General features: G+C 46.4%; 12 protein-coding genes. 9 read left to right on the top strand and 3 right to left on the bottom strand.

Annotated features, from left to right (window positions below):
* Positions 1–83 precede the first annotated feature (83 nt).
* From BKN38_RS05875 to BKN38_RS05865, 3 genes are read left to right on the top strand one after another with little or no spacing between them, the layout of a single operon-like run.
* Positions 84–1,775 carry an ABC transporter ATP-binding protein gene (locus BKN38_RS05875; RefSeq protein WP_066456512.1) on the top strand — a complete coding sequence of 564 codons (1,692 nt, stop codon included), beginning with the start codon at positions 84–86 and terminating at the stop codon, positions 1,773–1,775.
* On the top strand, positions 1,753–2,406 hold the full coding sequence (locus tag BKN38_RS05870) for a metallophosphoesterase family protein (protein WP_066456507.1): 654 nt from the start codon (positions 1,753–1,755) through the stop codon (positions 2,404–2,406). The genes BKN38_RS05875 and BKN38_RS05870 overlap by 23 nt, the downstream gene beginning before the upstream one ends.
* Positions 2,407–2,421: 15 nt before the next feature.
* On the top strand, positions 2,422–6,600 hold the full coding sequence (locus tag BKN38_RS05865; protein ID WP_070957735.1) for a DUF2339 domain-containing protein: 4,179 nt from the start codon (positions 2,422–2,424) through the stop codon (positions 6,598–6,600).
* Positions 6,601–6,608: 8 nt separating this feature from the next.
* On the opposite strand, the gene BKN38_RS05860 is transcribed toward BKN38_RS05865, so the two are convergent.
* Positions 6,609–6,839: a hypothetical protein gene (locus BKN38_RS05860; protein ID WP_066456503.1), complete on the bottom strand. Its 231-nt coding sequence runs from the start codon at positions 6,837–6,839 to the stop codon at positions 6,609–6,611.
* A 314-nt stretch (positions 6,840–7,153) separates the two neighbouring features.
* On the opposite strand from BKN38_RS05860, the gene BKN38_RS05855 reads away from it, so the two are divergent.
* The 6 genes from BKN38_RS05855 to BKN38_RS05830 all read left to right on the top strand — a co-directional run bounded on the left by BKN38_RS05855 (position 7,154) and on the right by BKN38_RS05830 (position 12,544).
* Positions 7,154–7,837, top strand: a complete 684-nt coding sequence (locus tag BKN38_RS05855; RefSeq protein ID WP_066456501.1) for a F0F1 ATP synthase subunit A — start codon at positions 7,154–7,156, stop codon at positions 7,835–7,837.
* The gene (locus tag BKN38_RS05850) at positions 7,834–8,091 is read left to right on the top strand and encodes a hypothetical protein (protein WP_066456499.1); all 258 of its coding nucleotides are present in this window, start codon (positions 7,834–7,836) and stop codon (positions 8,089–8,091) included. Before BKN38_RS05855 ends, BKN38_RS05850 begins: the two co-directional genes overlap by 4 nt.
* 8 nt (positions 8,092–8,099) lie before the next feature.
* Positions 8,100–8,870, top strand: a complete 771-nt coding sequence (tatB, locus tag BKN38_RS05845; RefSeq protein ID WP_070957734.1) for a Sec-independent protein translocase protein TatB — start codon at positions 8,100–8,102, stop codon at positions 8,868–8,870.
* A gap of 12 nt (positions 8,871–8,882) precedes the next feature.
* Positions 8,883–9,662 (top strand): twin-arginine translocase subunit TatC, encoded by a 780-nt coding sequence (gene tatC / locus BKN38_RS05840; protein WP_066456494.1) that lies wholly within the window; start codon positions 8,883–8,885, stop codon positions 9,660–9,662.
* Between the two features lie 4 nt (positions 9,663–9,666).
* Complete coding sequence (locus BKN38_RS05835; protein WP_066456493.1) at positions 9,667–11,103, top strand: S-adenosylmethionine:tRNA ribosyltransferase-isomerase; 1,437 nt, start codon at positions 9,667–9,669, stop codon at positions 11,101–11,103.
* A gap of 166 nt (positions 11,104–11,269) precedes the next feature.
* A complete protein-coding gene (locus BKN38_RS05830; RefSeq protein ID WP_233712939.1) occupies positions 11,270–12,544 on the top strand; it encodes a glycosyltransferase family 4 protein in 1,275 nt (424 codons plus the stop codon).
* A 53-nt stretch (positions 12,545–12,597) separates the two neighbouring features.
* On the opposite strand, the gene BKN38_RS05825 is transcribed toward BKN38_RS05830, so the two are convergent.
* The gene (locus tag BKN38_RS05825; protein WP_066456491.1) at positions 12,598–13,389 is read right to left on the bottom strand and encodes a UDP-N-acetylmuramate dehydrogenase; all 792 of its coding nucleotides are present in this window, start codon (positions 13,387–13,389) and stop codon (positions 12,598–12,600) included.
* Positions 13,390–13,464: 75 nt separating this feature from the next.
* Positions 13,465–13,734, bottom strand: a complete 270-nt coding sequence (gene fliQ / locus BKN38_RS05820) for a flagellar biosynthesis protein FliQ (protein WP_066456489.1) — start codon at positions 13,732–13,734, stop codon at positions 13,465–13,467.
* Positions 13,735–14,053 lie beyond the last annotated feature (319 nt).

Here is a 14,053-nt window from a genome sequence, read left to right as displayed (position 1 = left end):
TTGTCTTAATAGTTTTTGGTATGTTTGGCAAAAGGCTAGCAAAAAATGCTAAAATCCCAAACCATAAAAACAAAGGAGTGCGGATGAAATCCTTTTATAAGCGCTTTTATCCATATATCAAAGATTATTATCTCTTTTTTGTCTTAGCGATTTTATCTAGCTTGCTGACTGCTGGCTGCACGGCGTATTCTACCTATCTTGTGAAGCCTGTGCTAGATGAGATTTTTACCAACAAAGACGCGCAAATGCTTATCATCCTGCCGCTTTTGCTGATAGCGGCGTATTTTGGCAAAAGTTTGGGCGCGTATGCGCAGGGCTTTTTTGTCAATTACATAGGGCTAGATATTGTGCGTAGGGTGCGCGAGGATTTGCTAGCGCATATGCTAAAGCTTGATTTAGAGTTTTTCAACAAAATGCGAAAGGGCGAGCTTATCGCGCGCATCACCAATGATATAGGGCTGATTCGCGCGGCGGTGTCAAACTATTTTGCGGATTTTGTGCGCGAGGGATTTACTATCATTGGGCTTTTGTGCGTGGTGATTTATAGCAATCCGCGCTTGGCGTTTTTTTCTCTCGTAGTCGTGCCACTTGCTATTGTGCCTATCCTTATCATCATCCGCCATATCAAGCGCATCTCTAGAAAAACGCAAGAAAAAAACTCTGACATCACCTCTAAAACCTCTGAAATATTTAATAGTGCTGAAATCATCAAAGCAAACAATGGCGAGCAAATCGAGCTAGAGCACTATCGCCGCGAGAATAAAATATTTTTCAAGCTCGGCATCAAATCCACACTCATAGGCGGGCTAAATGGCCCTATCATGGAGACACTTGGCGCGGTGGCGATAGGCATCGTTATCTTTGTGGGTGGCTCTGAAGTGATAGGCGGGCGTATGACGACAGGCGAGTTTGGCTCTTTTACCACAGCACTTTTTATGCTTTATACCCCGATAAAGCGCATGATTGGCATAGTCACAAGCTTTCAAGATGCGCTTGTGGGTGGCGAACGCATAGGCGAGATCATGGATATGCAGCCAAAAATCAAAGATGGCGCACAAATCCTGCAAGCACCGATAAATGACATCGCTGTGCGCGGCGTGCAGCTGCATTATGACAAAGTAGCCGCGCTAAATGACATAAGCCTAGAAGTCAAGAAAAATGAAATCATCGCACTTGTAGGCAAAAGCGGCAGTGGCAAAAGCTCGCTTGTAAATGCGATACTGCGCCTTTATGATGTGAGCGGCGGGGAAATCTGCATAAATAACAAAAACATCAAAGAATACACGCAAAAATCCCTGCGCGATAATATCGCTATCGTCACCCAGCGCATTTTTATATTTCACGACACCATCGCGGCAAATGTCGCCTATGGCAGCGAGATAAATGAAGCACGCGTGATAGAGAGCCTCAAAGCCGCGCAAATGTGGGAGTTTGTCGAGAATCTAAAAAATGGAATCCACACAATGCTAGATGAGTTTGGGACAAATCTAAGCGGCGGACAAAGGCAACGCATAGCAATAGCGCGCGCTATCTACAAAGATGCGGAGGTGCTGATATTTGATGAGGCGACTTCTGCGCTAGATATACACACCGAAGAAGCGATACGAGGCACGATAGATTCTATCAAACAAGATAAAATCATCATCCTTATCGCCCACCGCCCAAGCACCATCTCGCTAGCCTCGCGCGTGTATTGCATGCAAGAGGGCAAAATCATAGACATCACCACTCCACAAGGATATTTAAACAGCGATGAAATACAGCATAACGCTTGATACATTTCTTATCTCTGATACGCATTTCGGACACAAAGCAGTGATGAAAAAAGAGCCTTTGCGCAAGCTCGCACTACAAAATAGCGGGTTTGGCGTGTTTGATGAGCTAAGTGTTTATAACTGGAATAGCGTGGTTGACGAGCGCGATGCTGTGCTACATCTAGGTGATTTATACTTTGATGAAGGCTATAAATACCTCGCGCGGCTAAATGGAAGTAAGATTCTAGTCGTCGGAAATAATGACATAGGCAAGTTTAAGCGCGTCAAAAAAATGGATGATTGGCTCGTGTGTGATAAGCTAAAGCTACAAATCCCAGAATCTAAACGCATAAAAGAGAAGTTAAAAGCAAAGTTTGGCAAGCTAGTGAAAAATGAATACCTAAACGCTATCGTGCTAGATATTGGGAGTGAGCGCGTGATGTTTAGCCATTTTCCGGTGATGAATCGCAAGAAAGATGATAGATTTTGCGCGGTGAGGGATGTGCTAGATGAGGCGTATAAAATGTGTGAATGTAGCCTCAATATCCACGGGCACACGCATTCCAAAAAGACTTATAATCGATTTTGCGTGAATGTGAGCTGTGAAGAGATAGGATTTACGCCCATAAGGCTTAGCGAGATTATTAGATAGATTTAAAGGATTTGTATGATAGGCATCATTGCGTTGATATGTATTATTGTGCTGCTGGTGATTGTGGGCTCGATACTTGACATTGCGAGTTTTGCGCGCTCCAAAGACTATGAAATATCCAAAGCCAAACTAGAATCCAAAATAAGTCGCCTAGAGCGCATGATAGAGGATATAAGGGCTTCTGTAAAAGCTATGGATTTTGGAAAGGCTATGGATTCTAGGGGGTTTGCGGATTCTGCTGAACGCGATTTTTCGTCATTGCCAAAGGAAGCTGACGCTTTACTAAAAGAAGCTGACGCTTTACTAAAAGAAGCTGACGCTTTGCGAGGATTTGTCGCCGACAAAACAAATGCCCCTGCCTCGTCGTCATTGCGAGAAGGCGAAGCCGACGAAGCAATCCATTCTTCAGCCCAAGCAACTAGCGCAACCAATGGATTGCCACGCCACGCAAGCGTGGCTCGCAATGACAGCACAGAATCTGCACCGCGCGCCACAAACGCAGAATCCGCGCCACGCCACGCAAGCGCAGAATCTAGCGCAAGCGCTTTGGGATTTGACGCGCACGCAGAATTCGCACAGCGCAAAGTATTTGCAAAAACACAAATCCCAGAATCTAAAATATCAGAATCCAAAACTCAAAATCCCAAAACTATAGAATCTAAAATCCAAAAATCTAGCAAATTAGAATCTGGCAAACTAGAATCTAGCAAATCAGAATCTAGACTAGATTCTAGCAGCCTAAATTATGACAAAGCGCGCGATGCAGATTCTAGCTCGCGCGCCAAATCCGCGCGCTCATTTGAGCGGATTTTCACGCAAAAAGGCATGGTTTTTATCGCTGGCATTTTCTTTATTTTCGCCGCATTTTTCCTGATACGATACTCCATAGAAAACGCCCTCCTCACGCCACAAGTGCGTATCGCGCTATCAATGATTTTTGGCGCGCTTTTGCTTTGCTTTGGCTTTTTTTGCGATGCGTTTGGCAGGTATGTCAAAAGCCCAGCCCCAAGCCAAAGCGGCATTTTTGCGCGCATTGGCAAAAGATTTGGCATAAGCCACGCTACGCTAGAATCCACACAAAGCGCGACTACACAAAATACCGCCACACAAAACATTAGCACCGCGCAAAGCATAGATTCACAAAACGCCGCGCAAAGCACTAGCACCACCCGCGCCAAACCCTCCTTATTTGCATCATTCCTGCCCTCCATCCAAGCACTCTCTACCATCACCCAAACCTGCATAGGCGCTGGGCTTGTGGTGATATTTTTTAGCTTTTATGGCGGATTTAAACTTTATGGATTTTTTGGCGCATTTGGCGTGTTTGCAGGGCTTAGCCTAAGTGCTCTTTTGGCGCTGGTGCTCTCACTTAGATTTGGGCTAGTGGTTGGGATTTTTGGGCTTTTGGGCGCGTTTTGCACGCCCATTTTGCTAGCTAGCAACACTTACAACGCGCTTAGCTTGTTTGCGTATCTAGCGATGTTTTATGCGGTGGTGGCGTATTTGGCGTATCGTGGCGGGTATGTCGCGCTTTTGTATTTGGCGAGTGCGTTTGTGCTGCTTTATGCGCTAGATTTTGGGATTCATCGCGAGATTGACGCGCCTAGCTTTTTGGTGGTGGCTTTTATGGTGGCACTTGTGATTTGCGCGCATTTGCTGGTGTTTGCAAGCCCTGTGCTGTGGCTTGCGTCGCAAAATGTAGAATCTAAAAATGCGGATTCTAAAAATGTAGATTCTGTAGATTCTAGCGCCCCACATCTTGCACGCGCAGAATCTAGCGGGCAAAGCACTATCCAAGCGCGCCAAAAAGCGCCGCGCACCGCTAGCTTCACATCCGCGCTTAGCTTTTTGGTGCTGGGTGCGCTGCTTTTGCAAGCCAAAGAGCTTGGATTCCAAAGCCTAGAATACAGCTTTTTGGCGCTTCTTTGTGTTATCTTGCTTGCCTTGCCATTTTTGCGGAATTTTGCGCGCTTTGCCATCGATGAGCGCGTGCTGACGCTGCCGATGATTTTTGCCATGCTAAGCGCTACTTGCGTGTTTTTTGTCGAGCGCGCGAGTGAGGCTATCGTGGGTGCGTTTATGCTGCTTTTTGCGCTTGGCATCGCGCTTCATATCGCCAAAAATTTGCGTGCCAAATCGCGCCAAATAGAATCTGATAAAGCCGATACAGCCGATACAACCAACAAGTCAAATACAGCCAATACAGCCGGCAAGCCCAAATCGCGCGCATCTCAGACGCATGAGGTTTGGTATCTTTGGGTGGCATGGCTTTGTGGTGTGGCGTTTGGCTTTTTGGCTGTTGCTATGCCGCTTTTAAGGGGCTTTGATGTGGTGGATTTGACCTCGCCTTTTGGCGGGTATTTCAATGCCACGAAATCTTTTGCTATCATCATTTTTGTCGGCGTTTATGCAATTTGTTCGCGATACAAGATAGCTTTGCGCAATGATTCTTTGCTGCTTTTATGCGCTATTGGCGCGCTTTTTGTGCCTGCTAGCATGTATTTTGGCGATATTTTGGAGGCAAAGCGTTTCATCTATGCGCGCGCGGCTGCTTGGTGGATGCTTGGCGGGGCGGTGCTTTTGGTGCTTGGGCGCACGAGATTTGCGCCGCGCGATATCGCTGGCTTTTGCTTTGTGTTTATGGCGATGGGCGCGATAGTGTTTGTCAGAAATGCGCCGCTTTTAGAAAATATGCTTGATGCGCTTGCTAGCAGCACGCTTTTGGATTCTGGCGATGTCATCTCGCTCATGGTTTATTTTGTCGTGTGCGTGGTAAATCTCGCGATTTTTGCGCGCTTTTTATCCGGCGTCAAAATTAGCGCCAAAGCCAAAAATAGCGCAGAATCTAAGGCAAAACGAAACAATTTTGGTGTTTTTGGCAATTCTGGCAACCTTGATAATTTTAGTGATTTGGCAGAGCCGCAAACCTTTAGCGCAGGCGCGCACCAAACATTGCGCGTATTTTTCACCGCGCATTTGATATTTGGCATACTGTTTTTCGCGTGGCTTATGCTTTATTTTTGTATATGGTTTTTTACAGCGCTTGGGCTTCATGGCAATAGCGATGTCCTTGCGCTATCGCTTCATGGCGCGCTGCTTGCGCTTTGCGCGCTTGGCGTGTGGAAGGCAAAAAGTAGAGCGCATGCACTTTTGGCGCTTTTTGCCGCATTTAGCGCGTTTTTGATGGTTTATGCGGCGTTTGATATGATGAGAGTTTTGTTGATTTTTGCGGGCTATATCCTCATAGACACTCCTAGCAGAAGTGCCGCGATGCTCGTGTATAGCGCGCCTTTGATGATGATAGTGGTGTGCGTGGCTAGCTTTTTGCTAAAGCTTGATATCGCGCGCGGCGCAGAATCTATAAGGCTAGCATTTGCCAACAAGCCCGGCACACTAGAATCTAAGGGGCCAGAATCTAAGGGGGCAAAATCTAAAAGGCTAGATTCTGCAAATTTAGATTTTGGCAAAATAGATTCTAATATCGCAGAATCCACGCTCGCAAAACTTGACACACCAAAATCCACGCTATCAAGCCAGCAAGCTAGAAATTTTGGCACTTTAGATTTCAGCATCGCAGAGTCCGCACCAAAATCCAGCGCAACAACCACACCAGAATCCGCGCCCGCAGAATCCACCGCGCCAAAATCCAGCACGCTAGATTCTCTCTCATCCTTCATCCAGCCAGCCAAACTACTCCGCATTTTTAGGGCGTCTGAAATCGCGCTAGATGCGATGATTTTCGTGCTTAGCGTGTTTGTCGTGGTATTTGCGATGAGGTTGCTATTTGTCGACACAGCGGATTTGACACTACCCAATCGCTCGAGTTTTTGGTGGTTTGAGCATTTTGGCTCAGGCCCAGTCGAAATCGAAAGCTATATGTATAAGCTTTTTGGTGGAAGCGGCGGAACGGGCATTGGTGAAGTAGGCATTGGCGAGATAGAAGGCTATGCGTATTCGCTTATCTTGGCGCTGCTTGGCGTGGCGTGCTTGGTGGCGTTTTTGCGCTTTGGTGTGCGAAGTTTTCGCATTTACTCGCTTATTTTGCTACTTTTGGCAGCGCTCAAAGTATTTTTCATCGACACAAGCTCCTTTGGCGGACTTGCCAAAATCGCGCTTTTCATCATCATGGGCGCACTCTTCCTCGCCATCTCGCTGGTGTATTCCAAATATGTCTTCAAAAAGGACCAATTTTAGATTCTAGTTTATTTTTTATTTTTCTTCATTATTTCTCGGATTTGTGCGCAGGCGTTATCATCGCCATTTATGCAGGATTGCTGGAGTGTGTCAAAAGAATCTTTGCGCTCTTTATGGGCGATTTTTATCTCTTCAAACTGGTATTTATAGACAAAATACAGCACCACACACATAATAATCATAAAAATAAAATCAGTAGAGCGGATTTTCAACCGCTTGCAAAATCCACAAAGTGCCATAATATCCCCTATTTTTTAAATTTTGCAAAAATATTTAAGCCAAAATTTTAAGCGTTTAAACACTACTAGAATCTATAAATCCTGCCAAAATCTCACAAACTCTCAAGCAAAAATGCTGCCAACTTTGTGACGCTCGACAAAACACGCGCGCACAATACAAGCCACACAGCACAAACGCGACGCAAACACGACACACAAAAAGTGTAAAACAAACACGCAAATCACATTTTGTGAATGCTTTTTGCTAGTTTAATGTTTTATTGAGGAAATTTAGGGCAAAATCCAGCCTAAAATCAACCAAAAAGGGGACGCAGATGGGAGATAGGCTCTTTACGATAGCGGGACTTTTTACTTCAGATCATCATGTTATCATTGCGTTTTATACGATTTTGTGCGCGATTGTCACGGTGGTGGTGGCTAAACTTGCCACGAGAAATATGCGCGTGATCCCTAGCGGCTTGCAAAACCTCTATGAAGCCACTATATCGGGCATGCTTTATATGGCAAAAGATGTCATCGTCGAGGAGAAGGCGCGCAAATATTTTCCGCTTGCTGGGACGATTGGATTTTTCGTGTTTTATTGTAACTTCATCGGTATGATTCCGGGCTTTGAGGCGCCTACTTCTGCGTGGGATTTTACGCTGGTGCTAGCGCTCATCGTGTTTTTTTACTATCATTTTGAAGGCATTCGCACACAAGGCGTCATCAAGTATTTCGCGCATTTTATGGGCCCTGTGAAATGCCTCGCCCCCCTCATGTTCCCTATAGAAATCATCTCTCACCTCTCTCGCATCATCTCGCTTTCTTTCCGTCTTTTTGGGAATATCAAGGGCGATGATATGTTTTTGCTCGTGATGCTTATGCTTGTGCCTTGGCTTGTGCCTGTCGTGCCATTTGCGATTTTGGCGTTTATGGCGGTGCTGCAGGCGTTTGTGTTTATGATCCTTACTTATGTGTATCTTGCCGGCGCTGTTTTGGTGGATGGAGAGGATCATTGACAAGTCCGCTTGAAGAGCGCTTCAAAGAGCTTTTGCCTAGGATTTTGGACTTTTTTAGCGGGTTTTTTATCGGGGTTGGGATCATAGGCTCGGTTTGTAGTTTTTTTGTGGCTAGGTTTGTCTTTGATTCTGCCTTTTTGGCGCTATTGATAGGCTTTGGCGTGTTTTGTGTTTTTGTGTTTTTTGGCATCGTGTCAAAAGCCATCTGCATCCTGCTAAAACACGCCCAAAGCACCACAAACAACACCCCATAAGGAAAAATATGTTTGGTATGGGGTTTTTTGAGATTCTTATTATTTTGATTGTTGGCGTGATTTTTCTAGGGCCTGATAAGCTGCCGCAAGCGATTGTCGATGTGGTGAAGTTTTTCAAAGCGGTGAAAAAAACGGTAAATGAGGCAAAAGATACGCTGGATAAAGAGCTGCAGATTGATACGCTAAAGCAAGAAGCGTTGCAATATCATCAAAACTTCCAAAATCAAATCGATGACATCACCAAAGACATACAAATCAAAGAAATCGGCTCGATGTTTGATGAGTATAAAGAGCTGCCAAAAATGCTTAGCCTAGATTCTGCGGATTCTGTGAATTCTGCGGGCGCAGCTGGCGGGGGCGCAGCTGGCGCTAAAAGTGCGGGTGCTGTGGCTAGCGCTGGAGCGGCGGCTGGCGCGCTAGAATCTAGCCTGACAAAATCTAGCATGATAGAATCTGGCGCGGCGGATTCTGGCGACACTTCAGAATCCAAAAAAGGAGCAAAAAGCAAAAAAACTGCTTTAGCTAAAACAATTGCGACAAAAACCGCTTCAGCTAAAGCCGCGAGCGTAAAATCAGATTCTGCGACAAAGCAGCCAAAAAGCGCAGCAAAATCTACTAAAAATGCAGAATCTAAAAGCGCCACTAACACCACAAAAACCAAAAGCGCAGAATCCAAAAGCATAAAACCTAAAACAAAAAATCCCAAAATAGATTCCAAAGCAGAATCCAAACCCGCCACAAAAGCCACCAAAACCACCAAAACCAAAACCCCCAAATAGCAAGGCACCACCATGTTTGAAGACCTAAAACCGCACATCCAAGACTTGCGAAAGCGCCTCATGATCTCATGCGCTTGCGTGATAGTCGCGTTTATTGGGTGTTTTGCGTTTTGGAAGCAGATTTTTGCCTTTGTCAAAGCGCCCATAGAAAGCGCCTTTGCCGACAAGGTGCAGGGCACGCTTATGCAGCTAACCCCACTTGAGGGGATTTTTTCAGCGATGAGCATCTCGTTTTTGGCGGCATTTACTATCTCTACGCCCATCGTGTTTTGGCAGATATGGCTGTTTGTCGCGCCCGGCTTGTATAAAAATGAGAAAAAAATCATCCTGCCTTTTGTCTTTTTTGGCACGATTATGTTCGCGCTGGGCGCGCTTTTTGCCTACTACATCATCTTTCCTTTTATGATTAAGTATATTTTGATGTTTGGGAATGATATGTTTGATGCCAACATTTCTATTGAGAGCTATGTGAGCTTTTTCATCCGCGTGGTGCTGGGCTTTGGTATCGCGTTTGAGCTGCCTGTGCTTGCGTATTTTCTGGCGAGAGTCGGGCTTATCACCGATGCGACGCTAAAGGGCTTTTTCAAATACGCGGTGGTGCTGATTTTTATCATCGCGGCTATCATCACGCCGCCAGATCCTTTCTCGCAGCTGCTTATGGCTATCCCGCTGGTGATTTTGTATGGCTTTGCGATCCTTATCGCGCATTTTGTAAATCCTGCTTCAAAGCTAGAGGATAGCGCGGCAGAGGCAGAATCCAGCGCGCCAGAATCTAGCGAGTCTAGCAAATAACCGCATGCCAGATTCTAGACAAGACAGCGCGATAGCCAAAGAATTCGACCTCTCAAGCTATGACTACAGCCTGCCCGCAGACCTCATCGCCACCCACCCCATCAAGCCCCAAGAAAGCGCGCGCCTGCTCGTGTATCACCGCGACAAAAGAGAGATCATCCACACGACATTTGCAAGCCTCCTAGACTTCATCCCGCCGAAATCCACCATCGTGCTAAATGACACGCGCGTGCTGAAAGCTAGGCTCTATGGGCGCAAAATCCGCGCGGAGATAGCAGAATCTGGCGCGCCAACTCTTGCGCCAGCTATCACGACAAAAAGCGCGCCAAAATCTAGCGCGCTAAATCAAGGCGCAGATAAACCAGCGCAAGAAAGCGCGCTAGGTGGCAAAAGCGAGATTTTGTTTCATGCGTTTTTGGATGGTGGCGAGAAGTGGCGAGAAATTGGCAAGGTGCTAGAATCTGCCAAAATATTAGATTCTGGGATTTTAGATTCTGCTATTTTAGATTTTAAGATTTTAGATTCTGGCGCGCCAAAATCTTGTGCTTTAGAATCCAGCGCGCTAGAATCCAATATTTTAGAATCTTGCGCGCTTGTGCTAGCGCAAGTGCGAGGCAAAGCACCCATAGGCACCAAAATCGCGCTAGATTCTGGATATTTTGCGCTTGTGGTGGGACAGGAGGAACAATACAAAAAGCTTATTTTCTATCGCCACAGCACCAGCGCAGGCGGCGCCAAGACACATTTGCTGGATAAAAAATCTGTGCTAGAAATGCTAGAATCTATCGGGCATATCCCGCTGCCGCCCTACATCAAGCGCGAGGCGCACGCGCAAGATGAGCGCGAATACCAAAGCGTCTTTGCCAAAAATGATGGCGCGATCGCCGCACCCACCGCGTCCCTGCACCTATCAGAATCTATGCTGGAGGCGATGCGCCGCCGCTTCGAGCTAGCCTATATCACGCTGCATATCGGCGCTGGGACATTTGCGAGCGTGCAGAGCGAGGACATACGCGCGCACCCTATACACAGCGAGGCGCTGCATATCAGCGCGGAAAATGCTAGCAAGATTTTGCAGAGTGAAAATGTGCTATGCGTGGGGACGAGCGCGCTTAGAAGCGTGGAGTTTCTAGCAAAAGCCGCGCGCGCGCAAGACTTTTCAGCACGAGATTCTAGCAACCCAAATTTTTTCGCGCAAAACAACACCGCACAAGACTCTGTCACACAAGACTTTTTCGCCCAGTGCGACGAATACATCCACCCGGGCAGCCCGCCCGCCCACGCGCGCTATTTGCTTACCAACTTCCACCTGCCAAAATCCACGCTAGTCATGCTCGTAGCCGCGATGGTGGGGCTTGATGAGTGGCGCAGAATCTATGATGAAGCCATCGCGCAGGGCTATAGATTCTACTCCTATGGCGATGGCATGCTGATATTGTGAGGGTGATATTGTGAGGCTGTTTTTGCGAGTGTTTTGCAGGCGTTTTATAGCGATTTTCAAAACTTTTTGATACAATGCGCGCTCTGATAAAATCATGCAAAGAGCGCAAAGCCTAAGGCAAACGCGCGCAATACCAAATAAAATGAAGGATAGGCATTTGAGAGTAGTGCATGTGACGAGTTTGGATTCTGGCGGCGCTGCCAATTCATGCACTAGAGTGCATAGGTCACTACTGCAATATGGTGTCGATTCTATTGTGCTGACAATGAGTAAAACTTCCAGCATAGCGGGCGTAGAGCGACTTGCGCGCACCAGACCACAAAAACTCATGGAAAAACTACGCGCGCCATTAAGCCAGCTTCCATTGATGTTTTATCCCAAGCGACACAAAGATATTTTTTCGCCAAATATTCCATTTTTCACGCCGCACAATCGCACGCTGCTAAAGCGCCTAAAAGAGCTAAAGCCAGACATCGTGCATCTGCACTGGATAGAAAATGGCTTTTTGAATATCAAAGATCTAGAATCCATAGATGCACCAATGCTTTGGAGTCTGCATGATATGAACCCATACACTGGCGGCTGCCACTATGTAGAACCATCTTGCAATGGTTTTTTGGAGTATTGCAGAAATTGCCCCGCTTTAGATTCCAATCGCAAATATGATTTATCTTTTTGGACTTTTTTTAGAAAAAGGCGGACATATGGGCGATTAAAAAAACTCACCATACATGGACCATCAAAATGGATGGCAGAAGATGCAAAAAAATCTAGCCTATTGAAAAATAAACCAATCATAAGTTTTCCAACCCCTGTAGATACAAAAATCTATGCGCCAATGTCTAAAGTCATAGCTAGAGAAATTTTGACAATAACGCCAAATAAAAAAATCATAGCGTTTGGCGCGACAGATATTGGCATCGCCAGAAAAGGCTTCGCCGAGCTAGAATCCGCGCTAAAAATGCTGCCAGATGACCTAAAAAGCCAGTGTGAGATAGTTGTATTTGGCGCAAACCAGCTGGGCGCGACATCCGAAGCACCACAAATCGCTGGCATAAACGCGCATTTTTTGGGGCGCTTGGGCGATGATATATCGTTGCGCATAGCATATAATGCGGCGGATATTTTTGTGACGCCTAGTCTAGCCGAGAACTTAAGCAATGCCATCATGGAGTCATTGTCATGCGGCACGCCTGTAGTGGCGTTTGACATCGGCGGAAATGGCGATATGATAAGCCATAAGCAAAATGGCTATCTCGCAAAAGAAAGGGATATCGCTGACTTAGCCAAAGGCTTAGAGTGGATTCTAAGGCTTGATGCCAGCGAATACGAGGCGCTAAGCCAGCGCGCACGCCAAAGCGCAGAATCTAAATTTAGCATGGGTGTAGTAGCCAAGCAATACATAGAGGCTTATAGTAAAATCTTGTCAAAAAGTAGCTAGAATACTGCTTGCCATAAAACAATATAAATTTATTTACAATATATCAATCTCGCCTACTCTATGATTTTCACTTCTTTTTCTAGCAAGATGCCGGATTTTTCTAGCACTACTTTTTGCGCGTGCTCTATCGCATATATCGCATCTTCAAAGCTTGCGCCACCATGATTTACCAAAAAGTTGGCATGCTCGCCGCTAAATCCTACGCCATTTCGCACAAAGCCTTTTAGCCCTGCCGCCTCTAGCAACCTGCCCGCATAATCGCCACTAGGATTTTTAAAACAACTCCCACAACTTGGCATTTTGGGATGAGTCTTTCGCATATCTTTGCACGCGCGCAGCACTTCCTGCGAGAATCCAGCGCGCTTGGCAAACCGCACCGCACTAATAATCCCGCCAATGCGACTCGTGCGATAGCTAAGCCCAAGCTCTGCGCTATCCACCCAGCGCCCATTCACACAAGCACCAATCACCACGCCACTCATCTCATGCTGCTTCATGCCAGCATTCATTTTAAGCAGTCCGCCAGCACTCCCGGGCAGCGCGTGCAAAAACTCCAAGCCACCCAAATCGCGCGCTTTGAAAAAGGCAAAAATCTTCCCGCTAGGCGTCGCCGCGCCCACCTCGATGAAATCCGCGCATTCCTCTATATAATCAAATTCCTTGCCAAGCATCACTAGCCCGCGCGCCTCTGGCGATACGATGAGATTGCACGCATGCCCGATGCACGCGCTAGATTCTAGCTCGGCTAGCCTTGATATGTCAGATTTTTCTAGGATGGTTATGGGCGTTGGCGCGCCGATTTTGATGCTGCTGTATTTTGAGAAGTCTATGCTGCTTTTATACATTTATGCGCCTTTGATATGCCCTTGATGTCTTTGTGTATGCGCCCCGCGTGCCAAAATCGCTTTTGCAAACGCGCCCTAAACGCCGATAAATTCTGGGATAAATTTGATAAGATGCGTCGTGTAGTCAGTAAGCATATTTAGCATCCAAGGCATGGTGAAAATGATGACAGCGATGACGCCAAGAATCTTTGGCACAAATGAAAGCGTCATCTCATTTATCTGCGTGGTGGCTTGAAAAATGCTTATCAAAAGCCCGATGACAAGCCCGGTGGCTAGGATTGGCAGCGAGATTAGCAGCGTGATTTTGTATGTCTCGATAGCCAATGCCATAAGCTGACCTTCCATTGTTGCTCCTTTTGTGTTTGCGGTTTGGTTAATCTATCGGCTGGCTTTTTGCGCCGGATTTTGAAAACTATATTTGTCATTGCGAGGAAGGCGATAGCCTGACGAAGCAATCTATCCAAATACTAGAATCTAGTTTTTTGTATTTTTTAGATTCTGGTTTTCTTGTCGCCAAACTTTTGCGTTTATTCTTGTTTATCGTCGCCAGCTTTTTCTAAAGAAACTGCGCCTACGGCTTGTTTTCGCAGGGGGACAAGGGGGCTTGAATTGCTAAAGAAACTTCGTTTTGCGAAGTCGCTCCCCTTATCCCCCTGCACCCCCA

Origin of the sequence: Helicobacter sp. CLO-3, assembly GCF_001854545.1 — a bacterium.
GTDB lineage: Bacteria > Campylobacterota > Campylobacteria > Campylobacterales > Helicobacteraceae > Helicobacter_B.
The sequence above is the reverse complement of the archived record's forward strand: the minus strand, read 5'-3'. Positions and strand labels throughout refer to the sequence as shown.

What these genes read in the sequence shown, in the direction of transcription:
- BKN38_RS05835 (WP_066456493.1), top strand. Translation starts at nt 9,667, where the DNA reads ATGCCAGATTCTAGACAAGACAGCGCGATAGCCAAAGAATTCGACCTC.
- BKN38_RS05825 (WP_066456491.1), bottom strand. Translation starts at nt 13,389, where the DNA reads ATGTATAAAAGCAGCATAGACTTCTCAAAATACAGCAGCATCAAAATC.
- BKN38_RS05860 (WP_066456503.1), bottom strand. Translation starts at nt 6,839, where the DNA reads ATGGCACTTTGTGGATTTTGCAAGCGGTTGAAAATCCGCTCTACTGAT.
- fliQ (WP_066456489.1), bottom strand. Translation starts at nt 13,734, where the DNA reads ATGGAAGGTCAGCTTATGGCATTGGCTATCGAGACATACAAAATCACG.
- BKN38_RS05870 (WP_066456507.1), top strand. Translation starts at nt 1,753, where the DNA reads ATGAAATACAGCATAACGCTTGATACATTTCTTATCTCTGATACGCAT.
- BKN38_RS05875 (WP_066456512.1), top strand. Translation starts at nt 84, where the DNA reads ATGAAATCCTTTTATAAGCGCTTTTATCCATATATCAAAGATTATTAT.
- tatB (WP_070957734.1), top strand. Translation starts at nt 8,100, where the DNA reads ATGTTTGGTATGGGGTTTTTTGAGATTCTTATTATTTTGATTGTTGGC.
- BKN38_RS05865 (WP_070957735.1), top strand. Translation starts at nt 2,422, where the DNA reads ATGATAGGCATCATTGCGTTGATATGTATTATTGTGCTGCTGGTGATT.
- BKN38_RS05855 (WP_066456501.1), top strand. Translation starts at nt 7,154, where the DNA reads ATGGGAGATAGGCTCTTTACGATAGCGGGACTTTTTACTTCAGATCAT.
- tatC (WP_066456494.1), top strand. Translation starts at nt 8,883, where the DNA reads ATGTTTGAAGACCTAAAACCGCACATCCAAGACTTGCGAAAGCGCCTC.